Source organism: Rhizobium gallicum bv. gallicum R602sp (assembly GCF_000816845.1).
GTDB lineage: Bacteria > Pseudomonadota > Alphaproteobacteria > Rhizobiales > Rhizobiaceae > Rhizobium > Rhizobium gallicum.
On the sequence record NZ_CP006880.1, the window covers coordinates 467,139 to 492,161 of the forward strand.

The 25,023-nt window shown below is 60.2% G+C and carries 20 protein-coding genes and 2 pseudogenes; 10 read left to right on the forward strand and 12 right to left on the reverse strand.

The window, feature by feature from the left end:
- Nucleotides 1-39 precede the first annotated feature (39 nt).
- The 4 genes from RGR602_RS25500 to RGR602_RS25515 all read left to right on the forward strand — a co-directional run bounded on the left by RGR602_RS25500 (nt 40) and on the right by RGR602_RS25515 (nt 3,751).
- Entirely contained in the window at nt 40-1,236 is a 1,197-nt protein-coding gene (locus RGR602_RS25500; RefSeq protein ID WP_040114823.1) for a Tm-1-like ATP-binding domain-containing protein, read from the forward strand.
- Nucleotides 1,237-1,248: 12 nt separating this feature from the next.
- Nucleotides 1,249-2,091, forward strand: coding sequence for a phosphoenolpyruvate hydrolase family protein (locus RGR602_RS25505; protein WP_040114824.1), 843 nt, complete (start codon nt 1,249-1,251; stop codon nt 2,089-2,091).
- Between the two features lie 25 nt (nt 2,092-2,116).
- Nucleotides 2,117-2,530: a cupin domain-containing protein gene (locus RGR602_RS25510; RefSeq protein WP_040114825.1), complete on the forward strand. Its 414-nt coding sequence runs from the start codon at nt 2,117-2,119 to the stop codon at nt 2,528-2,530.
- An 81-nt stretch (nt 2,531-2,611) separates the two neighbouring features.
- Complete coding sequence (locus RGR602_RS25515) at nt 2,612-3,751, forward strand: M24 family metallopeptidase (RefSeq protein ID WP_407692068.1); 1,140 nt, start codon at nt 2,612-2,614, stop codon at nt 3,749-3,751.
- 68 nt (nt 3,752-3,819) lie between these two features.
- On the opposite strand, the gene RGR602_RS25520 is transcribed toward RGR602_RS25515, so the two are convergent.
- A complete protein-coding gene (locus RGR602_RS25520; protein WP_040114827.1) occupies nt 3,820-4,413 on the reverse strand; it encodes a DJ-1/PfpI family protein in 594 nt (197 codons plus the stop codon).
- 56 nt (nt 4,414-4,469) lie between these two features.
- On the reverse strand, nt 4,470-5,168 hold the full coding sequence (locus RGR602_RS25525) for a GntR family transcriptional regulator (RefSeq protein ID WP_040114828.1): 699 nt from the start codon (nt 5,166-5,168) through the stop codon (nt 4,470-4,472).
- A 92-nt stretch (nt 5,169-5,260) separates the two neighbouring features.
- Between RGR602_RS25525 and RGR602_RS25530 the strand changes: the two genes are divergently transcribed.
- The 3 genes from RGR602_RS25530 (at nt 5,261) to RGR602_RS25540 (ending at nt 8,604) form a co-directional block, all read left to right on the forward strand.
- On the forward strand, nt 5,261-6,286 hold the full coding sequence (locus RGR602_RS25530; RefSeq protein ID WP_040114829.1) for an Ldh family oxidoreductase: 1,026 nt from the start codon (nt 5,261-5,263) through the stop codon (nt 6,284-6,286).
- Nucleotides 6,287-6,291: 5 nt separating this feature from the next.
- Nucleotides 6,292-7,521, forward strand: a complete 1,230-nt coding sequence (locus tag RGR602_RS25535; RefSeq protein WP_040114830.1) for an iron-containing alcohol dehydrogenase — start codon at nt 6,292-6,294, stop codon at nt 7,519-7,521.
- A 246-nt stretch (nt 7,522-7,767) separates the two neighbouring features.
- Nucleotides 7,768-8,604 (forward strand): alpha/beta hydrolase, encoded by an 837-nt coding sequence (locus RGR602_RS25540; protein ID WP_040114831.1) that lies wholly within the window; start codon nt 7,768-7,770, stop codon nt 8,602-8,604.
- A 600-nt stretch (nt 8,605-9,204) separates the two neighbouring features.
- On the opposite strand, the gene RGR602_RS25545 is transcribed toward RGR602_RS25540, so the two are convergent.
- From RGR602_RS25545 to RGR602_RS25570, 6 genes are all read right to left on the reverse strand, one after another.
- Nucleotides 9,205-10,095, reverse strand: coding sequence for a PfkB family carbohydrate kinase (locus tag RGR602_RS25545; RefSeq protein ID WP_040114832.1), 891 nt, complete (start codon nt 10,093-10,095; stop codon nt 9,205-9,207).
- Nucleotides 10,092-10,964, reverse strand: a complete 873-nt coding sequence (locus RGR602_RS25550; RefSeq protein ID WP_040114833.1) for a MurR/RpiR family transcriptional regulator — start codon at nt 10,962-10,964, stop codon at nt 10,092-10,094. The genes RGR602_RS25545 and RGR602_RS25550 overlap by 4 nt, the downstream gene beginning before the upstream one ends.
- Complete coding sequence (locus tag RGR602_RS25555) at nt 10,961-11,935, reverse strand: ABC transporter permease (protein WP_040116477.1); 975 nt, start codon at nt 11,933-11,935, stop codon at nt 10,961-10,963. The genes RGR602_RS25550 and RGR602_RS25555 overlap by 4 nt, the downstream gene beginning before the upstream one ends.
- A gap of 17 nt (nt 11,936-11,952) precedes the next feature.
- Complete coding sequence (locus tag RGR602_RS25560; RefSeq protein WP_040114834.1) at nt 11,953-13,461, reverse strand: sugar ABC transporter ATP-binding protein; 1,509 nt, start codon at nt 13,459-13,461, stop codon at nt 11,953-11,955.
- Nucleotides 13,462-13,523: 62 nt separating this feature from the next.
- A complete protein-coding gene (locus tag RGR602_RS25565; protein WP_040114835.1) occupies nt 13,524-14,570 on the reverse strand; it encodes a sugar ABC transporter substrate-binding protein in 1,047 nt (348 codons plus the stop codon).
- Between the two features lie 26 nt (nt 14,571-14,596).
- Nucleotides 14,597-15,586 carry a sugar phosphate isomerase/epimerase family protein gene (locus tag RGR602_RS25570; protein ID WP_040114836.1) on the reverse strand — a complete coding sequence of 330 codons (990 nt, stop codon included), beginning with the start codon at nt 15,584-15,586 and terminating at the stop codon, nt 14,597-14,599.
- 356 nt (nt 15,587-15,942) lie between these two features.
- Between RGR602_RS25570 and RGR602_RS38835 the strand changes: the two are divergent.
- A pseudogene (locus RGR602_RS38835) lies at nt 15,943-16,211 on the forward strand (XRE family transcriptional regulator); the annotation flags it as partial.
- A 54-nt stretch (nt 16,212-16,265) separates the two neighbouring features.
- Here the strand turns inward: RGR602_RS38835 and ydiJ are convergent.
- From ydiJ to hglS, 4 genes are read right to left on the reverse strand one after another with little or no spacing between them, the layout of a single operon-like run.
- Nucleotides 16,266-19,301, reverse strand: coding sequence for a D-2-hydroxyglutarate dehydrogenase YdiJ (ydiJ, locus tag RGR602_RS25580; protein WP_040114837.1), 3,036 nt, complete (start codon nt 19,299-19,301; stop codon nt 16,266-16,268).
- Nucleotides 19,302-19,334: 33 nt separating this feature from the next.
- A complete protein-coding gene (locus RGR602_RS25585; protein WP_040114838.1) occupies nt 19,335-20,570 on the reverse strand; it encodes a pyridoxal phosphate-dependent aminotransferase in 1,236 nt (411 codons plus the stop codon).
- Nucleotides 20,571-20,584: 14 nt separating this feature from the next.
- Nucleotides 20,585-22,117 carry an L-piperidine-6-carboxylate dehydrogenase gene (gene amaB / locus RGR602_RS25590; protein WP_040114839.1) on the reverse strand — a complete coding sequence of 511 codons (1,533 nt, stop codon included), beginning with the start codon at nt 22,115-22,117 and terminating at the stop codon, nt 20,585-20,587.
- A 46-nt stretch (nt 22,118-22,163) separates the two neighbouring features.
- Nucleotides 22,164-23,558, reverse strand: a complete 1,395-nt coding sequence (hglS, locus tag RGR602_RS25595) for a 2-oxoadipate dioxygenase/decarboxylase HglS (RefSeq protein ID WP_040114840.1) — start codon at nt 23,556-23,558, stop codon at nt 22,164-22,166.
- Between the two features lie 107 nt (nt 23,559-23,665).
- Here hglS and RGR602_RS25600 point away from each other — a divergent pair, with 107 nt between their 5' ends.
- Both RGR602_RS25600 and RGR602_RS25605 read left to right on the forward strand, forming a co-directional pair.
- Nucleotides 23,666-24,565: a LysR family transcriptional regulator gene (locus RGR602_RS25600; RefSeq protein ID WP_170250285.1), complete on the forward strand. Its 900-nt coding sequence runs from the start codon at nt 23,666-23,668 to the stop codon at nt 24,563-24,565.
- A 12-nt stretch (nt 24,566-24,577) separates the two neighbouring features.
- A pseudogene (locus tag RGR602_RS25605) lies at nt 24,578-24,826 on the forward strand (hypothetical protein); the annotation flags it as partial.
- Nucleotides 24,827-25,023: the final 197 nt, after the last annotated feature.

The window sequence follows — 25,023 nt, forward strand, 5'->3', positions numbered from 1 at the left end:
ATATGGCGGGGTGGGAAGCCACCCGGTCGGGGAGGAGAAATGAAGCACATCTACGTGGTCGGAACCGCCGACACGAAGGGCGAGGAGCTTGCCTATCTGGCCGCTTGCGTCGAGACGGCAGGCGGCAGTGTCGTGCGCGTCGATGTCGGCACGCGCGAGCCTGCGACCGCCGTCGATATAAATGCCGGGACGGTTGCGGCCTTCCATCCGCAGGGTGTTGGAGCCGTCCTTGCCTGCGACGACCGCGGCAGGGCGGTCGAGGCGATGGGCATTGCCTTCTCGCGCTTCCTCGCCGAGCGCCCGGACATTGCCGGGGTCATCGGTATCGGCGGAGGCGGTGGCACCTCGATCGTCACCGCAGGCATGCGCCAATTGCGGCTCGGCCTGCCAAAGATCATGGTCTCGACGCTCGCGTCCGGCGATGTCGCTCCCTATGTCGATGTTTCCGACATCGTGATGATGCCGTCGGTCACCGACATGGCGGGCCTGAACCGGCTTAGCCGGGTCATCCTGCACAATGCGGCCCAGGCGATCACGGCCATGGCCAGCCGGCCCGCTGAGATGACGGCATTCAAACCGGCCCTCGGGCTTACCATGTTCGGGGTAACGACACCTGCAGTCACCGCCATCGTCGAGCGCCTCAGGGCGGACTACGATTGTCTGGTCTTCCACGCCACCGGCACGGGCGGACGCACGATGGAGAAGCTTGCCGACAGCGGGCTCGTCTCCGGTGTGCTCGACATCACGACCACCGAGGTCTGCGACCTTCTTTTCGGCGGCGTCCTGCCTGCCACCCCGGACCGTTTCGGCGCGATCGCTCGCACAGGCTTGCCCTATGTCGGCTCCGTCGGCGCGCTGGACATGGTAAATTTCTGGGCGCCGGAGACGGTGCCGGGGCACTATGCCGACCGGCTCTTCTACCGCCACAACCCGAACGTCACGCTGATGCGCACGACGCCCGCCGAATGTGCGCAGATCGGACGCTGGATCGGCGAGAAGCTCAATCTCTGCCACGGCCCCGTACGCTTCCTCATCCCCGAGAAGGGCGTCTCGGCCCTCGACATTGAAGGCGGTGCATTCTTCGACCCGCAAGCTGACGCCGCGCTCTTTGCCGCGCTGGCGGCGTCCGTGAAACCGACGGCGGCGCGGCGCATCGTCCGCTTGCCGCTCCATATCAACGACCCGCAATTCGCCGACGCCGCCGTCGCGGCCTATCATGACATCGCTAACCCCTGAGAGACAAGATCAATGCCAGCCATACCTCGCAAAACCATCCTCGAAAAATTCCACGGCATGATCTCAGCCGGGGTGCCGATCGTCGGCGGAGGCGCCGGCACGGGCATCTCCGCCAAGGCGGAGGAGGCGGGCGGCATCGACCTCATCATCATTTACAATTCGGGGCGCTATCGCATGGCGGGGCGCGGCTCGGCGGCCGGCCTGCTCGCCTATGGCAATGCCAACGAGATCGTGAAGGACATGGCGCTCGAGGTGCTTCCCGTCGTGAAAAAGACGCCGGTGCTTGCCGGCGTCAACGGCACGGACCCCTTCGTGCTGATGCCGCGCTTTCTCGCCGACCTCAAGGCAATGGGCTTTTCCGGCGTGCAGAACTTCCCCACAATTGGCCTCTTCGACGGCCGGATGCGACAGAGTTTCGAGGAGACGGGCATGGGCTACGGTCTGGAAGTCGAGATGATCGGCATCGCCCACGGGCTCGACCTTTTGACGACGCCCTATGTCTTCAATGAGAGCGAGGCGATCGACATGACGATTGCCGGCGCCGACATCGTCGTGGCGCATATGGGGGTGACGACCGGCGGCACGATCGGCGCCACCTCCGGCAAGTCGCTCGATGACTGCGTCGATGAGATCACGGCGATTGCCAAGGCCGCGCGCTCCGTGCGCGACGACGTCATCGTGCTCTGCCACGGCGGCCCGATTTCGATGCCAAAGGATGCGCGCTTCATCCTGGAGCATTGCCCTGGCTGCCACGGCTTTTACGGCGCAAGCTCGATGGAGCGCCTGCCGGCAGAGGCGGCGATCCGCAAGCAGACGGAAGAATTCAAGGCGCTCGCCATCGGCGCGGTCGTCTGAGGACTGACACGGAGGAGGCCGTTTCATGGCAAAGGACGCCTATTTCATCTATCCAAAGGATGTGAGTGCCTTCGGGTTCGACTGGGGCAAGCTGTCGCTGACGGTGGCGCCGGAGGTCAACTGCGCCAACCGTTTTTCCGGTGGTGTCGTCGACCTGCCGAGTGGCAAGGGCCATGCCCGCCACAATCATCCTGGTGCGGAAGAGATCATCTTCGTCATCTCCGGCGAGGGCGAGCAGATGGTTGAGGACGAGAACGGCAATCCTATCACGACGAAGGTGGGGCCTGGCTGCACGGTCTATGTTCCGGAAAGCCGCTTCCATTCGACGAAAAATACAGGCGCCGAGCCCATGCAGCTCTTCGTCGTCTATTCGCCGGCGGGGCCGGAGCTTGCGCTTCGCGAGCTGCCGGACTTCCGCCTGCTGCCGCCGGGCTCCTGAAGCCGGGCCATTCTTTTTCTGGGAGGAGAAACGGTGAACATCAACGCAAGTGAAACAAGGCCCGCCGTGCCGCCGTTCGATATGGCCAAGCTCGACCGGCTCATGGAGGAGGCAGATATCGACGTCATCGTCGCCACCTCCAAGCACAACACGCAATATCTGATGGGCGGCTACAAGTTCATCTTCTTTGTGGCCATGGATGCCATCGGCCACAGCCGGTACCTGCCCGTCGTCGTCTACGAGAGGGGCGCACCTGACCACGCGGCCTATCTCGGCAACCGAATGGAAGGCGGCGAGCACCAGAACAATCCATTCTGGACGCCGACCGTGCACACGGCGACCTGGGGCACGATCGATGCCGCAGCACTTGCCGTCGAACATCTGAAGAAGATCGGCAAGGCGGCTACGCGCATCGGCATCGAGCCGGCATTCCTGCCCTCGGATGCCCGCGATGCGCTTGCCGCAGGGCTTAAGGGCGCGCGTTTCGTCGATGCGACGCATACGCTCGAACGCCTGCGCGCGATCAAGACGCCGGACGAGCTTGCCAAGCTGCGGACGGCTTCCGAACTCATAACGGAAGCGATGAACGCGACGATCGCCGGCGCCCGGGAGGGTTCGACGAAAACGGAGATCATCGAGCAACTCCGGCGCGAGGAGACGACCCGCGGGCTCCACTTCGAATATTGCCTGCTGACGCTCGGCTCCAGCCACAACCGCGCGGCCTCGCCGCAGGCCTGGGGGAAGGGCGAGGTGCTGTCGATCGATTCCGGCGGGAATTATCACGGTTATATTGGCGACCTCTGCCGCATGGGCGTATTGGGCGAGCCGGACGGCGAGCTCGAGGATTTGCTCTCCGAGGTCGACGCGATCCAGCATAAGGCTTTTGCCAGGGTTCAAGCTGGCGCTTTCGGCCGCGAGATGATCGAGGCGGCCGAGGCGGAACTGAAAGCGTCGCCTTCTGCGGGCTTTACCGATTTCTTCTGTCACGGCATGGGCCTGATCAGCCACGAGGCGCCGTTCCTGATGACCAATCACCCGGTCGCTTATGAGGGGATCGACGCGGACCGGCCGCTGGAGGCCGGCATGGTGCTGTCGGTGGAGACGACGATGCTGCATCCGAAGCGCGGCTTCATCAAGCTCGAGGATACGCTAGCGGTCACCGAGACGGGTTACGAGATGTTCGGCAGCACGGGCCGGGGCTGGAACCGCGGCGGCGCGTGATTGCAGGCCCATCGCAAAAAAAGGTCCGGCAAACGTCACCTGCCGGGCCTTTCTTTTTGCCCCTTGTGTCAGGCGTGATGGATTTCCGTGCCGAGAACCTTTAGGCATTCGCGGATGAAGGCGGCGAGCGCTGTCCAGCCCTTGGCCGAGACCATCGTGCCATCGACGTAAGCCTCCGTCGGCGACAGATCGATATAGGTGCCGCCGGCCAGCGTCACTTCCGGTTCACAAGCGCCAAGCGCGCCCACCTTCTTGCCGCGCACGACGCCATCGACGGCGATCAGGATCTGGACGCCGTGGCAGATAGTGAAGATCGGCTTCTGCGTTTCATGGAAGTGGCGGACGATCGTCTGAACGCGCTTGTCGGTACGAATGTATTCAGGCCCGCGACCGCCCGCGCAGTAGACGGCGTGGTATCCGTCGAGTTGCGCCTCGGCCTCCGAGAAGGTCTTGTTGATGACGACGTTGTGCCCGAGCTTTTCCGTATAGGTCTGGTCGCCCTCGAAGTCGTGCAGCGACGTCTTCAGAATGTCGCCCGCTTTCTTGTCGGGGCAGACGACGTGTACCGTATGGCCGACGGCCTCCATGGCCTGCTGGTAGACGAAGATTTCGTACTCCTCGGTGAAATCGCCGGTGAGCATCAGGATTTTCTTGCCTGGCATGGGTTCTCCTCCTCGTTGTCAGGTCTGACAGGCACGTCTTTGCCTGTCGGGTTTGCTCAGAATTCGTCGAATGCCGGCAGCAGCCGGTCGCGCGAGTGTTCGATATGGATGCGCATTGCGTTCGCCGCGGCCTCGGGGTCTTGAGCCGCGAAAGCATCGAGCAGTGCCTGATGCTCGCCGAGCGCCTCCTCGGTCACGCGACGATGAAACATCAGGCGGAAGATGTGGAAATGGGTGTGCTGGAATGTCAGCATCTCGCGGATCAGTTCGTTGCCGGCAAATTCCATGATGCGGTCGTGGAAGATAGCGTCCTGGCGGGCGAAGGTCGAATAGTTCGTCCGCTCATCCCTGTTGTCACTACGCGTCATCACGCCTGCGGCCTCCGTCAGGATAGCGAGCCTTTCGTCGTTCATCGCTTGGGCCGCCTTCGCAGCGCCGGCGGGTTCAAGCAGCAAGCGGAGTTCATAGAGTTCGTCGAAGCGGCGGCGCGTGATCTGGGCTGCGGCACGATAGCCGACGAGATGCTGCTTGACGACGAGACCCTCGCCTTCAAGCCGGCCGAGTGCTTCGCGGATCGGCGTGTGGGAGACATTAAACGCCTTGACCAGGTTGTCGACCGTGATGCGCGCACCCGGCGCGATCTTCAACGACATAAGCTGGTTGAAGATCGCTTCGTAGACGTCTCCGGCCAGGCTGTTGGCACGCTGTATCTGGGTCGCGTCCGCTGAAGGTTCGTTGGGTCTCGTCAAAATCATCTGCTGTCTTGCCTCTTGACAGGTTCAATCGCTAGCACGATGCTGCGACCAATACAATCCTATATCCTATACGATTTAATATAGGGGGGAATATGCGAATATCCGAAGCGGCAGCCCTTACGCTCGCCACCCGCCTGCTGGAAGAGCACGGCGCACCGCGCGACCATGCGCTCCTGCAGGCTCGTGTCCTGGTGACGGCCGAGATGAAGGGACACCCTTCGCATGGCCTGCACCGCCTCCCGCGACTGATCGACCGGATCGAGCGCGGCGTCATTAACCCTGAGATGAAGGGCACGCAGCGCTGGCGGGCCGATGCGGTGCTGGAGGTGGAGGGTTCTTCGGGGTTCGGCCCTGTCGTCGCCATGGCGGCGATCGAGCGGCTTGCACCCCACATTCCCGATCTGGGCATCGGCCTTGTCGCCGTGCGCAATGCGAACCACCTCGGAATGCTCGCGCATTATGTGGAGGCCATCGCCGAGATGGGTTTCGTCGGCATAGCGCTTTCTTCAAGCGAGTCGCTGGTTCATCCCTTCGGTGGCACGCGGGCCATGCTCGGCACCAACCCCGTCGCGATCGCCGTGCCGACCGCCGAGGAGCCGCTCGTGCTCGATCTTGCCACCAGCCTCGTGTCGATGGGCAGGATCCATCACCACGCGGCGACCGGCAGACCTCTTCCCGAAGGATGGGCGCGCGATGCGGAGGGCTACCCGACGACCGATCCGGTTCGTGCCAAGTCCGGCGCGATCGCGCCCTTCGGCGACGCAAAGGGCTATGGCCTCGGCATTGCGATGGAACTGCTGGTGGCAGCCCTTGCGGGCTCGGCGCTCGCGCCCGATGTGCGCGGCACACTGGACAGCCATTCGCCATGCAACAAGGGCGACGTCTTCATATTGATCGAGCCCAGTCTGGCGCCGGGACTGCCTGCGCGGCTGTCGGCCTATCTCGATGCCGTCCGCGCTTCACCGCCGGCCCAGGCCAGCGAGCCGGTCCTCGTACCGGGCGATCGTGCCCGCCGGCGACGGGCGGCGGCGAGCCGCGACGGTTTCGATATCGACCCGCGCCTGTGGGAAGACCTCAACGCGCTTTCCCCCTCCCGCATACCGGCCTTCGAAGGATAAAGATCATGAGCCTGTTTGCCGTCCTGAGGCTGCCGCGCGAAATCCTGTTTGGCATCGGCCAGCGCCATGCGCTCGCAAGTGTCGCCGGTAGGACCGGCCAGCGCGCACTCGTTTGCACGGATGCGCGTTTTGCCGCGACACCGTTCTTCGCTGAAATGATCGCCGCGCTCGAAGCTGCCGGCATCGCGGTGCTGGTGAATGACCAGACGCTGCCGGACGTGCCGCGCGATACCGTCGCGGGTTGCGTGGAGGCCACGGGTGGCTTTGCGCCCGATATGGTGATCGGCATCGGCGGTGGCAGTTGCCTCGACATGGCGAAATGCGCCTCGTTGCTGCTCGCCCATGGCGGCGGGCTCACCGATTACTATGGTGAGTTCAAGGTGCCAGGACCCGTCCTGCCGGTCATCGCCGTGCCGACGACTGCGGGCACCGGCTCCGAGGTCACGCCCGTCGCGGTCGTCTCCGATCCAGACCGCACCCTGAAGGTCGGCATTTCGAGCCCCTATCTCATCGCCGCAGCGGCGATATGCGACCCGGAACTCACGCTCTCCTGCCCGCCGGGCCTCACGGCGATTGCAGGTGCGGATGCGCTGACGCATGCGATCGAAGCCTTCACCGCCATGCGCCGCCCCGGCGATGCGGAACTCGCTCAGCAGCATGTCTTCGTCGGCAAGAGCGATCTTTCCGATCAATTCGCGCTTCATGCCATCAGGCTCCTCGGCCGGAGCCTGGAAAAGGCCTTCGTCTACGGCTCGGACATCGATGCGCGCGCCGATGTGATGATGGGCGCGCTCGCCGCCGGCTGCGCCTTCGGCACAGCGGGCACCGCTGCGGCCCATGCGGTGCAATATCCGGTCGGTGCCGTGACCCATACGGCGCACGGCCTCGGGGTCGCCACCATGCTGCCCTATGTGATGACCTATAATCGCCGCGTCGCTGCCGGGGAAATCGCTGCTGTCGGCAGGGCGCTCGGCCTCGACCCGGCCGGCGTGGAGGACGAGGAGACGCTTGCCGATGCGGCGATCGGCGAGGTAAGGCGCCTCTTCGCCGCGATCGGCATCTCGCCGACGCTCGCCAGGCTCGGCCTGCCGGAAGACCGGCTTGACTGGACCGCTGAGCAGGCGCTCGGCATCGGCCGGCTGATCAAGAACAATCCGCGCTCCTTCGATTCGGCCGCCATGCGCGGCCTGGTTCGCGCCGCCTATGACGGCGACCTGGCCGCTTCCGCCCTCTGACCTTGAGAAAACAACCATGATCGCCAACCAGCATCCGTCGCATCCCGACCAGGATCGCTTCGGGTTTCCATTTGTTCTCCCACGGCCTCTATATTGGCGGCACCTGGCGGCCGGCCGCGGGCGAGGATCAGAGTGATCGGTCCCTCGATAGCAGAACGGCCTCGAAAGTGAGGGAGGGCAGCATCACGGGATCGCGGAGTTCATGGAAGCCAAGTACATTGCGACAAGTTTCTGAAGGAGGAACCTGTGGCCGCCGATCCGTTCCGCATTCGTGACCATGTCGCAAATTTCGACGACCTCGTCGACGATATTCGTACCCGCAGCAGCGCCACTCGCCGCACCGTCGCCATGGAGGCCAACGTCGCCTACGGTTGCGAGTCGGGTGAGACGCTCGATATATTCGTGCCAAATAGTGCCGGTTCGGGCATGCCGATCCACATGTTCATCCACGGCGGCTATTGGCGTATGTTCTCCAAGGAAGACTATTCCTGCGTCGCTGAGACCATCACCCGCGCAGGCGCGGTCGCCGCTATCGTCGATTATTCGTTGATGCCCACCGCGAGGATGGAGGTCCTGATCGGTCAGGTCCTGAAAGCCAAGGCTTTTCTGCAGGCGCATGCCGATCGCTTTGGCGCTACGCCCGGGAGATTTTCCGTCAGCGGCCACTCCGCTGGTGCACATCTTGCGACCTTTCTCTTCAATCGCTCGGTAGTGCCCTCGGGTGTAATTGCTGCTTTCCTGCTTGGGGGGCTATACGATCTCGAACCCTTGCAGACATCTTTCCTCCGTGACGAGATCGCCTTGAGCGACGAAGAGGTGCGACGGTTTACGCCGATGCATCGTGAGCACGACCCTGCAACGCGGGTAGCTATCATGACCGGCGAACTGGAGACTAACCCCTTCAAAATCCAGGCAAATGCCTTCAAAGACCTTCTTGTCACCCAAGGGCTTGAAGTGCGAGCATCGCGCGTTGTAGACGGGGATCACATGAGCACGGTACGCGATCTCGCCGTCGTTGGCACACCTGTAGCGGCCGCATTGCACGCCTTAATTGCGAATGATGCCTGCGAGAAACTGAGGTGAGAATGGCTCAACCGTTCGGACTGTCGCAAAGATATTCGTAGGCGTAATCGACCGCGAGGGTCGCACAAGAACTGTTCAAAATCATCCGCTAGGCATCATCCTGATAGGCGCCGAAAACTATAGCAGCTCTCCCGTGACAGTGCGCAGCTCACGCGTCCTTCAGGCAATTGCCGAAAACATCTCTTCTGCGAGGGCGCGTCAGTGCGCCCGTGCGGTCTGAGCGCGAGTTCCATCCAAATCGTTGGCAAACTGCAAATGCGGACGCAACTCAATGCTCTATCTGGTCCGTCACGGCGAAACTCCGTGGAATACAAGAGTTCATTACCCCGCTCGCTCCCGATCTTTGGGGCGAAACTGAACAGACCCGCGCGTCGCGCTTCGCCATGAAGAAAAATCAGAAGGATCGACGACGAGGCGTTAGGAGCCGCTTCGGCCCTGCCGGTCACATTGGAAAGAAAGACGAAGTGAGCGGCCATTCCCGACCGCCCGCCGGACCTCGAGACGATTGACGACCTTCCGGCTTCACACATCGAGGATGGTCTTGGATCGACTCCCTTGAGCACAGGCGCCTCCCCGTTTCGATGAACAGCCGAATATCAACTACTGAACGGTGTCGCGCGGCGTGCTGACAAGCACAGCGGCTGCTTGATTGGCGGCGCGGAGCGCGTCCTCCATTCCGGTCCCGCTTGCGATTTCAGCGGCCAGCACGCCAGTGAATTCGTCACCGGCGCCATGGGTGCTGACGAGCCTTACCGTGATAGCCTCGATCAAAAATTCCTTGTCCGACTTCGTCGCGCAGGCAAGGCCCTCGCCCCCCGCTGTGACGACTGCGGCTGGATACGTTTGGGCAAGCAGGCGCGCGGCGTCGAGAGCGCCCGCGAGGGAGTCGACCACGGCGACATCGGTCAGTTGCTCGGCTTCGATGGCGTTCACGACGATGACGTCGACCAGTTCGCACAGTAAGGGAGACAGATCGCGAGCCGGGGCTGCGTTGAGGATGACGCGCCCGCCGGCTGCTTTCATTGCCTTGGCGGCGGCGACATTGGCCAGGTCGGGCACCTCGTTTTGCAGAACAAGAACGCTTTGCTCGTTGAACAGCTCCGCTGCTCGATCCACATCCGATTGTCCGAGGAGGAGATTGCTTCCGGACACGATCACCGCTCCATAGTCGCCCTCGCTGTCGAAGATCGCCACGCTCATGCCGCTGCCAACGCCATCCGCCACCTTGACGAAGCGGTAGTCGACGCCTTGACGACCGAGATTTTCCACGAGCGCGCGGCCGAAGGCATCATCGGCGACCGCGCCAATCATAGCGGTCCGGATGCCGGTCTTCGCCGCGGAGACCGCCTGGTTGCCGCCCTTGCCGCCGCATTTGGGATGCCAGCTCTCTCCCGCCACCGTTTCGCCTTTTCGCGGTCGCGCCGGGCCATGCACCATGATGTCATAGTGCAGACTTCCGAAGACAATAACGGAGGGGGAGGCAATCGTCATACGATCTTGTCCTTTCGTTTTGATGCCACCGCCGACATCGTTTTTTCGAGGTTCTTTTCCGCGGCGTCGTAGTTGCGTTGAGCGACCGCGACAAAGAGCGCGTCGAGAATGTTGAGCTGGGCGATCCGGGCAGCAGCGTTTTCACCCATCAAAGGGGAGCCCTGGGCCGTCGAGCAGAGAACGATGTCGGCGATCTGCGCCAAGGGCGAGCCCCCGTAATTGGTGATCGCGATCGTTCGTGCGCCACTCCTTCTGGCCAGTTGCACTGCATCGATCACTGCCGTGGTGTTGCCGGAATGAGAGAAGGCGACCGCCACATCATCCGCTCCCAGCAACGAAGCCGACATAAGCATCATATGAGAATCGTCCTGCACGCCTGCTCTTACCCCGATCCGCAGGAACTTATGGGCGACGTCTCTCGCGATCTGCGCAGACCCGCCGACGCCATAGAAATCCCTCTGCCCAGCCTTCATAAGGAGGTCCGCCGCTCTGTCGAAAGCATCGACGTCCAGAATCGCCAGCGTTTCCTCGAGCGCGTGGATCGAGGTCCTGAATACCTTCTGGATGATCTCCCGCGAGCTATCTTCAACGGAAAGCTCCTGATGCATCTCGGCCGTCGGAAGCTTGTTGTAGTTCGACACCGCCGAGCGGAAATCCCGGTAGCCGCTGAAACCGAGCTTTTTAGTGATCTTCACCACCATGGCCTCGGATACCCCGGCCTCGGTTGCGATGTCCTTGAGCGCGGTGTCCTCCGAGAAATCACGCAATCCGAACACCGTTTCCACGACCCGTACTTCCAAAGGCGTGAGCCGCGGCATCATCATCCGGATGCGCGGCCCCACCGCCTTGAGATCATTTGAAGAATTCATCCTCTACCCCTTGTGACGCGATCGATCATCATCGCGACCAGGATAATAAGACCAGTGGCCAGAAGTTGATAGAAGGCTTGGACGTTCATCAGCGTCAGTCCGTTGCGCATCGCGCCGAGGATGATCGCGCCGAGGATCGTGCCAATGACGCTTCCCTTGCCGCCCATCAAGGATGCCCCGCCGATCGCGGCCGCTGCGATCGCGTCGAGTTCCCAGAGATTGCCAAGGATGGGCTCAGCTGCGCCAAGGCGACCGATCAGGATCATGGAGGCCAGGGCGGCGAGGACAGCTGAGATCACATAGGCTGTGATTTTGGTGACGGCGATCGGAACCCCGGCGACATAGGCGGCCTCTTCGTTCCCGCCAACGGCCAAGAGGTATTCACCCAGAGGTGTCTTTTTGAGGAGCATCCAGGCCAGCAAGGCGACGACAGCGACCATGATGACCGCATTGGGAATGCCCAGGAGAGAGCCGTTGAACAGCGACCGGAAGCCCTGGGGAACGCCAAGCACCGGATTGCCGCCCGTATAGATCAGCGCAATGGCGCGGTATGTGCTCAGTGTGCCGAGCGTGACGATAAACGGTTGCAATCCGGCGTAAGCTACGAGCACACCGTTGACGAGACCGCAAATGACGCCGATGCCGAGGCCGGCCAGAATGGCGAGCGGAACGGGTATGCCCGCAACAAGCAGCGTCGCTGTGATCACGGCGGCGATTGCCGCGGTAGGGCCGACCGAAAGATCAATGCCGCCAGAGATGATCACCAGCGTCATCCCGAGGGCCAGGCATGCATTGATGCTCGATTGCTGCAGGATGTTGAGCAGATTTCGCTGGGATACAAAGTCAGGGGCAAGCAATCCGAAGAGCACCACGATGGCAATCAGGCCGATCAAGGTGCCGGTATCTCGTACCGAGAAGGATCCGAACAGTTTGGACGAGGGCACTGCGGCATTCTGGGTCGTGTCAGACATGGAATTGTTCCTGTTGGTCATGCCGCGCCAGGGCGACTGTCGGCCTTCCCAACGGCATGGGAGACGATGGTTTCTTCGGAAAGCTCGTCGCGACCGAGTTCTGCGACAATAATGCCGTCACGCATGACGAGGACGCGGTCGGAGACCCGCATCACTTCCGGAAGCTCTGAGGAGACGACAATCACCGAATGACCTTCTGCAGCGAGGACCTCGATGAGGTGGTAGATTTCGGATTTCGCGCCAACGTCGATGCCTCGCGTCGGTTCGTCGAACAACAGAATGCGCGAGCCCGCCGCCAGCCACCGTGCGATGATCGCCTTCTGCTGGTTGCCGCCACTAAACAACCGGATCTGCCGATCGAGCTGGAATGGTCTCAGGTTGACGCGTTTGAGCAGGTCTTCTGCAGCCCGCTTGAGTTTCCGGTGGTTGATGAACCCGCCTTTCGAGAAACGGTTCATCGATGGCAGCGCCATATTGATGGTGACGGACCGGTCTGGAATGATGCCTTCGCGCTTGCGCTCTTCGGGAAGGAGGCCGATGCCTGCGGCAATGGCCGCGCGTGGATTGGAGAGAGTGAGCAGCTTCCCGTCGACCTTGATGGTGCCCGACGTCACCTTGTCGGCGCCTGAGAGCGCGCGCAAGAGTTCAGTCCTACCCGAACCAACGAGACCTGCCACGCCCAGGACCTCGCCTTTGTGAAGGTCAAAGGAAATGTCGCGGACGCGAGCTGTGTTGAGATTCCGCGCCTCGACACTCGTCGTCGTCGTTGCATGCGAGTGGTGCTCCTCGGCCAGGAGCTCGCGGCCAACCATCATTGCGATGACCTCGGCCGTTGCGGTCTTCTTCAGATCGACCATCCCGACGACCTTACCGTCGCGCATGACCGTGGCGCGCTGGCAGACGCGGAACACCTCGTCCATCTTGTGGGACACGTAGATGATTGAGACGCCGCGCGTCGACAGCCGCTCGATGATATCGGCCAATCGTTCGAATTCGCTCGGTGTCAGGCTCGACGTGGGTTCGTCCATGGCGATGATCTTCGCCTTGTCCAACAGCGCGCGGGCGATTTCGACGACCTGCCGCTGCGCAACCTTCAGCGTGGAAATGGGAGCGGCCGGATTGATGGTAGGATCGATCATCGCGAGGGCCTCGGCGGCGCGCCGTTCCTGTTCCCGGCGATTGACCACGATGCCGCCGAAACGGGTCAGCGAGTGACCGAGGAACATGTTCTGCGCCACAGTGAGATGCGGCACCTGTTGCAGCTCCTGGTGGATCATGGCGATCCCGGCCTGGCGAGCGCTTTCGGGACGCTTGAAGTGATGGGCCGCGCCGTCGATCTTGATTTCCCCTTCCGTCGCACGAAAGACACCCGACAGGATGCGAAGCAGCGTCGACTTGCCGGCACCGTTCTCGCCAAGCAGCGCATGGATCTCACCGGGCGCGACATCGAAGGAGACGTCGGAGAGCGCTTTGACGCCGGGAAAGACTTTGGAGATATTCTCGAACGCCAATCTGGGAACAGCCATGGAAATCCAACCTTTGAGAGTTTGGACGGCCGGCTATGCCGACCGTCCCGCTTGGGAGGCGTCTACTTTCCGGCCGCTTTCATCAGCACCGTGCGCACATCGACACCTTCGCCTTGGAAGTCGTTGATGTTTTCCTTGGTGATGAGAGCCTGAGGCGTTGCGACCACGCGCGGCAACTTCTGGTCTGCGACGAGGCGGAGCGCCACTTCCATCGCGACCTCACCCGTCAACACCGGGAAGCTGTCGACGGTGCCCGTCAGTTCGCCAGCTGCGATCGACTTGTAGGCATCAGAAATGCCGTCCGTGCCGAAGACGACGACCTTGTCCTCCAGGCCCACGGCCTTCACGGCCTCGACAACGCCAAGCGCCATGCCGTCGTTGTTGCAGTAGAAGCCGACGAGGTCGGGATGCTGCTGGAGGATATTGGTTGCCGCATCATAGGACATCTGGCGGTCCCAATTGCCGGGCACGCTCGCGACGACGGTGAATTTGCCGCCGTCTTCGATCGTGCTCTTGAAGCCATCAGTGCGCTGGACGGCTGCATAAACACCCGCCTGACCCTCGACTATCGCGACTTTGCCGCCATTCGGACGGTTCTCGATGAACCATTTTGCGACTCGGACGCCGTTGTCTCGCTGGACATTGCCGACGTAATGCTCCGCCTGCGGGATCACAGCATCGTTGACGTTAACGACAGGCACGTTGGCAGCCTTCGCCTGTTCAATGACGGGCTGGAGGTTGGCGTCGGTTTGCGGCGACACCAGCAGCACGTTGTAGCCCTGCGTGACCATGCCCTCGGCGATCGTCAGCTGGCCGAGCTGGTCGCCCTCGCTCTGGGCGGCCTGATAGGCCACCGTCACGCCGACCTTGTCCGCGAACTTCTGATAGCCTTGGCCGAGCGAACGCCAGTATTCATTGGTCAGGGTCTTGGAGACGCCACCGACCCTGAAAGCTTCGGGCAGCGTCGGTAGCGCACCGAATTTCGTTTCCAGTTCGGACCAGTCCATGCGGTCTGGTTCAGAATCCGAATTGAGGGGCTTCAGTTCCTGTGCTGTCGCGATGCCAGCACAAAGGGTTGCGGCGAGAGCCACAGCGAAAATTCTCTTCATGTTTTCCTCCCGGAGGGCTTGGTGGTTCAGTGCTCCGCGCCGAACATCAGCTCCTGTACGATGGCCTGCGTAGAAACGGCGTCCTGTCGGACAATCGCGCTTGCGAGACGATTGTCCTGCTCGAGGCGGTCAACGACCTTCAACATCCGCTGGACAGTCTTGATGTTGACCTCGCATTCGTGAACCGGATCGAGCCCGGTCATATCTGGGAACGTGTCGAAATAAATCGCGCCGTCGTAGCCGTCGCGCCTGATCTGGCGGAGCAACTCGATCGTCTGAAGGGTATGGACTGCCCCGACCATCAGCCCGTCGTCGCGCTTCGCATAGCCGTCATTGAGATGGACACCGAGCACGCGGCTGTGGCGGGCGATCATGGCGGCAGCGAATGCAGGCTGCTCATCGGCGTAGAGGACATGCGCGAAGTCGAGCGTGACGCCCAGATTCTTTGCGCCGACATCCTTGATGGCGAGCAACGTCGTGGCCGCATCGGGCATCAGGCTATACGAGCGGGGCTCGTTCGGCTTATACTCGATCGAGATCAGGCAATCGGGATCGTGCTCGCAAACTTCACGGATACCATCTATTTCGTGTTGCCACATCTTCTCATAATCGACTTGGAATGCGTAATCGAAGCCGTCTTGGCCGAGCCATATCGTCATCAAGCTCGACCCGGCTTCACGGGCGGCATCGATCCCTTTCTTCGTCAGATCGATCGCCTCGCGCCGGACGACTTCATCCGGATGTGTGAAGGCGCCGAGCTTGAAGGCAGGATTTGTATAGTAGCGCATAGCGAAGCCATTGATCGAAAGTCCGAGATTGCTGAGCCTTTGCGAAAGTTCCTTTGGATTCTCAGTCACGTGGTCGGGGTAGTTCAGGTCGAGGTCGGTCAGTCCTTTCACCCGGGCGGCGCGGTTGGCCATCTGCACGACCGACGGCTTTGTAGGCTGGCCCGGCCATTCCCGGTGAGCGGCAGAAGCAAATGAATTGAGGCGGGTGGCAAAGCGTGTCGGGTTCAAGGCATCAGTCCCATCTGTGAAGTGATGCACTACTTCACAGATTATAATATCGTTGTAAAGTAGGAATCGTTTTTCGGTGCAGGAATTGTGTGCTGCATTGCAAAATGCAGACACTACCTGACTCCTGCGGCAGGTTGATGCCGCTGAGTGAGTTAGCCCGAAAACCCAATTTCACGGTTCGATCTGCTCAGTCCCAAGTGCCTCGTCGCCTCCTCACCGGCTACCAGACGATGCTTTCGAGCCTCGCGGCAGCAATAGCTGAGCAGCAGATTTCCGGTCTTCCAGCAAGTCTGCGTAAGGCACACTCGGCCGATGCTCCAAGATTGCAGGGCCAAGGGTTGGATTCCCATCAAGGGCCGCTGGCTCGCGAGGATTTATTTCCGGTAGAGGAAGTGACTGAGCCGGCTGATGAACTGCAGGGCGCGCTTGCCGCCGCACGGGAACGCGGCCGCCGCCGCGTGGCGGAAATCCTCGCCGAGGACGAGATGCTGAGCGCGGAATCGTTCGCGGATCTGCCAGGCATTTCGCGTGTCACTGCCACTACAAATCGTCAGAATGGACAGGTTCACGGTCTCGACGGAGCCAAACGGGTTCCCGATTCCCGTCATGGCAACTCGTTTTGGACCGCTGTCGAACCTCACAATAGCAACTCAGCCTCCGGCTGAAACGAAACGACACTTCAATCGAGCATGGTGTAGATCACCTCCAGCGGGTGAGGTAGAGACCTGCCATCGATTATCTTTGCCTGGCATCGGCACGAATAACCTGTGGCCATGACGACCTTGTCTTTCGATGCTTCAGCTACAGATCGCGCCCAACTCATGGCGTAAAGCTGCTCCGAGATGCCGCGGTTGCGGACCTCGTGACCAAAGGTTCCGGCCATTCCGCAACATCCTACAATTTCTACATGCACACTTGCGCCAAGAGCCTGAAAAACCGACTTCCACTGGTTTGGGGCGGACGGAAGGTTGCTACGCTCGGTGCAATGAGGAAGGAGGCTGTATTTGGGTGATGGCGATGGAATAGGTTTAATCGATAGCCTGCTCAAATTCTCTGCAAGCCATTCTTGCGGAAGAAGAACGGTCGCCTTGCGTCCGCTCGTCCATAATCCGAGATACTCGCTGCGGTAGACAAGCGTCATTGAGGGATCCAGCCCAACGAGAGCAATGCCGGCGTCTGCTAGGGCTCGGAGGTAACGTTCCGTCTTTGCGGCCGCTTTCTCGAAACGACCGAGGTACCCATGAACGTGCAATGCTTTACCATTGTGATGGTATGCGGCGAGGTACGGGATCAAGTTCATCTTACGAGCAACGCGAATGGCTGCAACCGGCACGTTTGGTTCGAAATGGGATGTGAAGCTGTCGAAAACAAATACGACAACCCGATCCTTTTCATCTGGCGATAGCTTCTCGATCTCTCTCGCGTGAGCGATCTCCACACCCAAACGGCGGACTTCCTCGTAAAATGAGCGCCGCGGTAGAAGTGGAAGTGCCGTCAACCCAATCTCCCGCATCAGCCGCCTGCCAGGCGATGTGCCGGCGACGAGATTGTAGAGCGGACGGGTGCGCGCCATCAAAGGGAGGGTGGTTTCGATACCGGAAACCATCGAGTCCTTTAGTGGACGCAAGTAACGGCCATAATACAGCTCCAGAAACTTAGAGCGGAACGCCGGCACACTGACCTTCACGGGACACTGCCCGGCACAAGCCTTGCACGCAAGGCAGGTGTCCATTGCTTCTCGAACCTCGTGGGAAAAGTCGTTGCGATTTCTTGGGTTAAGGCTGTTTATGACACGTGCCGTCAGGCTCAAGAATGGGTGTCGCCGGCGCAGACGCACGGACTCCTTGCGTGGATCAATGCCCTTCTCGCCAAGCAGGCGCAGCCATTCCCGCACAAGCATGGCGCGTCCTTTTGGCGAGTATCGCCGATCGCGGGTCGCCTTGTAGGAGGGACACATGGGGCTCGTCTCGTCGAAGTCGAAACAAGCGCTGTTGCCGTTGCAATAGGCGGCATTGTCGAAGGCTGCGCGTATTTCGTTACCGATTATGCGATCGAAAGCGCCCCTTAAAGGCACTTCGTCGATCTTGAGCAGTGACGCTGTGGACGGCGCGGCGATCTTGCCCGGGTTGAGGCGGTTGTTCGGATCGAAAGCCCGTTTGATGTCTTGGAGGCAAGGATAAAGGTCGCCGAAGAATTCCGGCACATATTCCGAGCGCACGCCCTTACCGTGCTCGCCCCACAGAACGCCGCCGTGTTTGCGAGTGAGCGCCACTACGGCGTCGCTGATGTGGCGCAGCAAAGGTACGTGATCGTCACGGGTCAAGTCGAGTGCCGGCCGTACGTGCAGCACCCCCGCGTCGACATGACCGAACATCCCGTAGGAGAGGCCCGCCTTGTCAAGTAGCGCGCGAAATTCGCGGATATAGGCAGCCAAATTCTCAGGCGGGACAGCTGTATCCTCGACGAAGGCGACAGGACGGACGGGGCCGTCCACATTGCCGAGCAATCCGACAGCGCGCTTGCGCATATTCCATATCGCCTCGACGTCGGCATGTCCGCGCGCCACAGTATAGCTGAGGCGGTTGGTATCCAGTTCTTCATCGAGCACCGCCGTGACCGCGGCAAGCTTTCGTTGGAGTTCGGCCTCATCGTCGGCCAGCACCTCGACGAGATTGATGCCGTTTGCCACGTCTGTGTGGTTCTCGGGGAAGAACCGGGCTATGTCGGTCCAGACGATATCGTTCTTTGCAAGCCCCAGCACCTTCTCGTCGATCGTCTCGACAGAGGCGACATTGAGGGCGCTCAGGGTGCGAGCGTCTTCCAGCGCGGCGTTGAAGTCGCTGTAGCGGATGTTGAGGAGGGCGACCTGCGCCGGGATCGGCAGAAGATTGAGTTCTGCCTCGGCGATCATGGCAAGGGTGCCTTCCGAGCCGCACAGAACGGCGTTCAAATCGAAGCGGCCGTCGGCGCGACGGATATGAGCTAGATCGTAGCCTGTCATGTAGCGATTGAGGTTGGGAAAAACCTCCTCTATGCGTTCGCGCTTTTCTCGTGCGATGCGTTCAACCGTCCTGTGAACGTCGCCGATCCGGTCACCCCTCGCCAGGGTCTTGGCAAATGCTTCTTCATCCATCGGACGCGACCACCAGTCGGAGCCGTCCATGAGCACGATACGAAGCCCAACCACGTGATTCGAGGTCTTGCCGTAAAGGCACGATCCTTGGCCGCAGGCGTCGGTCGACACCATGCCACCGATTGTGGCCCGGTTCGAGGTCGAAAGCTCCGGGGCAAAGAACAATCCGTGTGGCTCCAAGGCTCGGTTCAACTGGTCCTTGACAACACCTGCCTGGACTCGGGCCACCTTTCTCGCCGGATCAATTTCCAGGATCTGGTTCATGTACCGTGAGCAGTCCACCACGATACCCGAGGTGAGCGACTGGCCGTTCGTCCCCGTGCCGCCCCCGCGCGGGGCGATGGTGAGATCCGCAAAACGAGGATCGGAAAGCGCCTTTGCAATCTTCTTCAGGTCGTCGGCATCTCGTGGAAACAGAATTGCTGTCGGGGTTACCTGGTAGATAGAATTGTCAGTTGCGAAGACAGTGCGCGACATTGCACGCTGTTCCACGTCGCCATCGAACCCGACTTCGCTGAGCCTCTCGACAAAGCCGGGCGGCAACTGCTGTTTTCCAGAAGCGGAATGGAGACGCGGTATCATCAGTCTATACACACCTCGAACCAGGCAATGACATCAATTCCGCAATGCAGAGCAAGCATGCTTGATACGATTGAGCGCTTCCATCAATTCGGCTTGCGAAGTCGCGTACGAAATCCGAAAATAGGGAGATAGGCCAAAGGCCGAGCCAGGGACGACCGCGACGTGGGCCTCTTCTAAAAGATAGTCGGTGAAGTCATGGTCGGCCTCGATCTTCCTACCTTTCGGCGTCAGTTTGCCCAAAACGCCGGCGCAACTGGAAAAAGTATAGAAAGCACCCTCAGGAGTACGGCAATCCAACCCGTCGATATCGTTCAGGCGCTCGACAACAAGATCGCGACGACGACGGAAGCTCTCCTGTCTCTCCTTCAGAAACTTCTGGGGCCCGTTCAGAGCCTCGACCGCGGCAGCCTGGCTGACCGAACAGGGGCAGGACGTCGCCTGGCTTTGAATCACCGCCATCGCTTTGATCAAAGCCTTCGGGCCACCCGCATAACCGATGCGCCAGCCCGTCATCGCGTAGGCTTTCGATACACCGTTGATCGTCAATGTCCGATTCTTCAGTCGAGGCTCGATCGCGACAGGTGTCGCAACTGCGAAATCGTCATAGACGATGTGCTCGTACATGTCGTCGACCATCAACCAGACATGCGGATGACGAATCAAAACATCCAGGAGGGGGCGGTAATCCTCGGCGCTGTAGGCAGCGCCCGATGGGTTGGACGGCGAGTTAAGAAGAATCCAACGGGTTTTCGATGTGATTGCCGTTTCCAGCTGTTCGGCCTGGAGACGGAAGTTGGCCTTGGCGTCGCACGGTATAAGGACTGACACACCACCGCAAATCTCGACGATGTCGGAATAGGAAGTCCAGTAAGGCGTCGGGATGATCACTTCGTCGCCGGGATCGAGCGTCGCCATAAAGGCGTTGAACAGGATCTGCTTGGCGCCTGTCGCAACTGTAACCTCGTCGATATCGTAGTCGATGCCGTTTTCCCGTCTGAACTTTTCGACGATCGCCTTCTTCAGGGCTGGCGTGCCGTCCAGAGCGGTGTATTTCGTTTCGCCAGCGTCGATGGCGGCCTTAGCCGCCTCCTTGACGTTCTCCGGCGTATCGAAATCAGGCTCGCCCGCCCCCAGCACGATGACCGGCAGACCATCGCGCTTCATAGCAGCGGCGCGTGCGCCGACCTGGAGAATCTTCGAAACGCCAATCGAGGCGATCCGCGAAGCCGGTTTAAAGCCCGCTTCTTCGATTTTTGTTGAGATCGTCATGAAACGCGCACGTCCTATTCGATGTCAAAAGAAACGCCCTGTGCCAGGGGCAGCGATTTCGAATAGTTGATCGTGTTCGTCGTACGACGCATGTAGGCTCTCCAGGCATCGGAGCCGGATTCACGGCCGCCTCCGGTTTCTTTTTCGCCTCCGAACGCACCGCCGATCTCTGCACCCGACGTGCCGATGTTCACGTTGGCGATGCCACAATCGGAGCCATCGGCAGCTACGAATCGCTCGGCTTCCCTCATGTCCAGGGTGAAGATCGAGGAAGACAAGCCCGCACCCACCGCATTGTGATCGGCGATGACGGCATCGAAATCGCTGTATCTCATGACGTACAGAATAGGTGCGAAGGTCTCTTCCAGAACCGGGCCTTCATGTTTGGGCATTTCGACAAGCGCCGGCCTGACGTAGAATGCCAGATCGTGACCGACATCCACACGTTGCCCACCGGAAATGGTGCCGCCGTGCGCCTTGGCTTCAACAAGTGCCTTCTGCATGTTTTCAAAAGCGATTTTGTCGATAAGCGGTCCGACCAACGCTGTCGACTGCAGCGGATCCCCGACAGTAACGCTCTCATAGGCGTTTTTCAGGCGCGGTACGAGCTGATCATAGATGCTTTCATGGACGAACAGGCGACGCAAGGTCGTGCACCGTTGGCCAGCCGTGCCCATCGCGCCAAAGGCGACGGCTCGAAGGCTCATGTCGAGATCAGCTGAGGGACATACGATGCCGCCGTTGTTGCCGCCAAGTTCCAAGATGGCGCGAGCGAAACGCTTGGCCAGCCGCGGGCCGACGTCGCGGCCCATGCGAGTGGAACCCGTCGCTGACACGAGCGGAACCTTTGGATGATCAACGAGCACCTCACCGATCGCTCGATTGCCGATCAGAACCTGCGAGAGGCCTTCCGGAGCCTCGCCATAACGCTTGAGGGCGCGTTCGAGAATTGCCTGCGACGCCAATGCTGTAAGCAGCGACTTCTCCGATGGTTTCCACACGATGCTGTTGCCGCAGACCAAAGCCAATGCTGCGTTCCAGGCCCAAACGGCGACCGGGAAATTGAAGGCGGAAATGATGCCGATGACACCGAGGGGATGCCAGGTTTCCATCATACGGTGGCCCGGGCGCTCGGTAGCAATTGTGAGACCGTAAAGCTGGCGGGAAAGGCCGACAGCAAAATCGCAGATGTCGATCATTTCCTGCACTTCGCCCAATCCCTCGGACGGAATTTTGCCTGCTTCGATCGAAACGAGGCGGCCCAGATCCGTCTTGGCGGCACGGAGTTCCTCGCCGAGGAGACGAACAAGTTCGCCGCGTTTTGGTGCGGGCACGAGGCGCCACGTCTGGAAGGCCTCGTGAGCCTGGTCGATCAGCTTGGTCGCCTCTGCCGAACTCATCGCTTTCAGCTTGCCCGTTTGTTCGCCAGTAATCGGAGAGAAGGCAACAAGGTCGCCTTCGCTGTAACGTGATTTTGCCACGCCGAGGCGGCCGAGTATCGCGGTGGCTTCTTCAGTAACGGAAACAGTCTTTACGGAAACGTTCATTTTGGGACTCCAGGTCGGCTTCTGCTTGCGCGATTTCTGTGACGGTTCACTCGGCGGCGGGACGATTTTTCAGCTGCGAGACGCAGGCATCCAGTGAAGCTTTCTCAATGTGCGCATAATGATCAAATTCGTTCAGAACTTGCGCACCGAGGTCTGCTTCGAAGCGCTTTTGATTTGGACCAGCCACGAATTCCTGCTGTGCGCCGTCGCCAAGATTCGACTGAAAAATGCCCGCGGCGCTGACGGGAAGGAAATCCTCGTAAACGATGGGATCAAACTGGATCAGGCCGTCTGCAATGAGGCAATCTATGCTTGCATCCGGCAGCACAGAGCCTTTCTTCCCTTTCTCCGTGAGCGAGTAACTGAAATACCCTAGCCCATCAGCGCGGATGGCCGCCCAGTTGTCGGGGAATACATGAAACGTTTGCGCAAGCGCCGCTTCGTAGGCCTTGGCGTTCGAGCCATCCGCCGCCGGACGCACGACCTTGCGGGAATTGTCGAGAAGCTTGTCGTAAAGAGCCCTGCCTTTTGGGGTAAGGGCAATGCCCCGCTGTTCGATCTCGCCGAAGCGCGCCGTATGGGAGCCGGCTTTCCAGCGTCCCCGACCGTCTTCAAATGACACCGATTCTTCAAGCGCCTTAAAAGAGGTCTGGCGCAGCAGGACCGGGCAGTCGCGCGTCGGCGGTCCTTCAACGACTGCTTTCGGGGAAATTCCGTATTCGGGCATCAGCGCCTGCACTTTGTCGATATCAAGCGCGCGAGGGGTGAGGTGGTTGATGTGTGGTCCCTTGAAGGAAACGACATCGGCGATCAGGCGATGGGCATCGTGCAGACGATGATACATATCGGCATCGACTAAAGCTTTGTCATGCCAGCGGAATGCCTCCAACACTTCCGCAACGAAACGATCCGCATCCTCTTTGGACAGCCCACCTTCGACTTCCGCCTTTTCGGTCAGCTCGACTGCGCCGCTGGTGAAAATCTGCCGCTTGGCGAGAATGTCGGCCGCTTCTTTGCGCAAGGTCTCGTCCGCGATAAGGTCGAGGCGAAGCAAAGACGTAAAGACCCGAAAAGGGTTGCGCTTAAGGGCTTCCTCGCCGACCGGCCGAAACGCAGTCGAATGGACGGGCACTCCTGCCGTGGATAGATCGTAGTAGCCAACCGGATACATACCCATGACCGCAAAGACGCGCCGCATCATCGCAAGCTCGTCCGCCGTTCCCAAGCGGATTGCACCGTGACGCTCCTCAGATATCCGATCAAGATTGTCTGTCGCTTTAAGGCGAGCCCTAAGTGCGGGATTGGCGGCAAGTGCTTCCTTGTTAACCCGGGCCACGAGATCCATCAGAGTTCCGTAAGCAGGGACCTCGGTGCGATACATGGCCGACATCGCTTCAGAAAACGCGGCGCGGATGTCGCTCGATGTGACATGCTTCGTCATTGTTTTAGACCTTTGAAGAGTTTGTGACTTGATGCTGGAAATGCAATATACTCTTCTGTGGCAGCCACGTGTTGTGACTTGTGCGGTTAACTTTATGCGAAAATGGAATAGGTATGCGTCGAAGCCTGGTGCCAGACATTGTGACCCTTCAAGCGTTTGAATGTGCGGCCCGCCACGCGAATTTCTCGCGCGCAGCAGAAGAGCTAAACCTGACCCAGAGCGCGATCAGCCGCCAGATTGCAGATCTGGAACGGCAGACTGGCCTCAAGCTTTTCGAGCGCATTCGTCAACGTGTCATCCTTTCTGAGGCCGGACAAAGGCTGCTGCCGGAGGTTAAGGATCTTCTTGCACGATCGGAACGGCTTATGATCGATGCGGCGGCAGCAGGTCGCACGCGCGCATCGCTAAAGATAGCGACACTTCCAACCTTTGGCGCGAAATGGCTCGTCCCCCGCCTAGGGCGTTTCCTCGAGACGCATCAAGATGTTGCGCTAACGATAGAATCTCGTTCGAAGCCCTTCAGCTTCATGGAGGATAGTTTCGATCTCGCTATCCATTACGGACAACCTATATGGGCAGGTGGCACCCCGACGTTCCTCTGCCATGAGACCGTTATGCCGATAGCAAGTTCAGCACTCGCCGAACGGGCGAGGCGAGAGGCAGCAGGCGATCTCTCTACCATTCCATTGCTACACCTTACGACGCGGCCAAAGCTATGGTCGGACTGGTTTCGACTACAAAGTTCGATCGTAGACAATGCGTATGTCGGGCTCCGATTTGACCAGTTTTCGATGATGGTTGCAGCAGCGATAGCCGGGCTCGGTGCGGCGCTTCTGCCAACTTATCTGATAGAGGAGGAGCTAAGGACCGGCATGCTCCTACCCCTGACGTCCAGCACGATGAGAACCGAAAACGCGTATTACGTCGTCCGCCCCGAGGAAAAACAGAGCCTTCCCATCGCCGATGAGTTTCAGGAGTGGCTACGCTCTGAAGTACGAGAGGAATAAATGCGTGCGGATACGGTCGCCGAGAGGGTGGCGACGATAGCGACTGCGAGCCGTGATCAGTCAAACGCGCTTGCCGAAGTCAATGCATCTGTCAACGAAATGGACCAGATGACGCAGCGCAATGCGGCTATGGTCGAAGAAACCAACGCGGCGACCCGGCAACGCGCCGACGAGGCCGAAACGCTTATGGAGATCGTTGGTCAGTTCCGATTGCCGGACCATCCCGTCCGCAGCCGTGTCCAGGGGGATTATGCCGCGTGACTGTTGATCGGAGCTCGGCGATCGTCGGTCCAAACGATGACCTTGCGGCGACCTCGATTCTGGACTTGACGCCGGCGGCGAGGCGACGTGACGCATCAAACTCCACCTAAATCATGAGCGAAAGGGCCTCATCGCCCTGCAGCTAGAACAAGGACAGATATTTTTTGCATTGCTGATTGGTTTCTCTCAATCCGCAT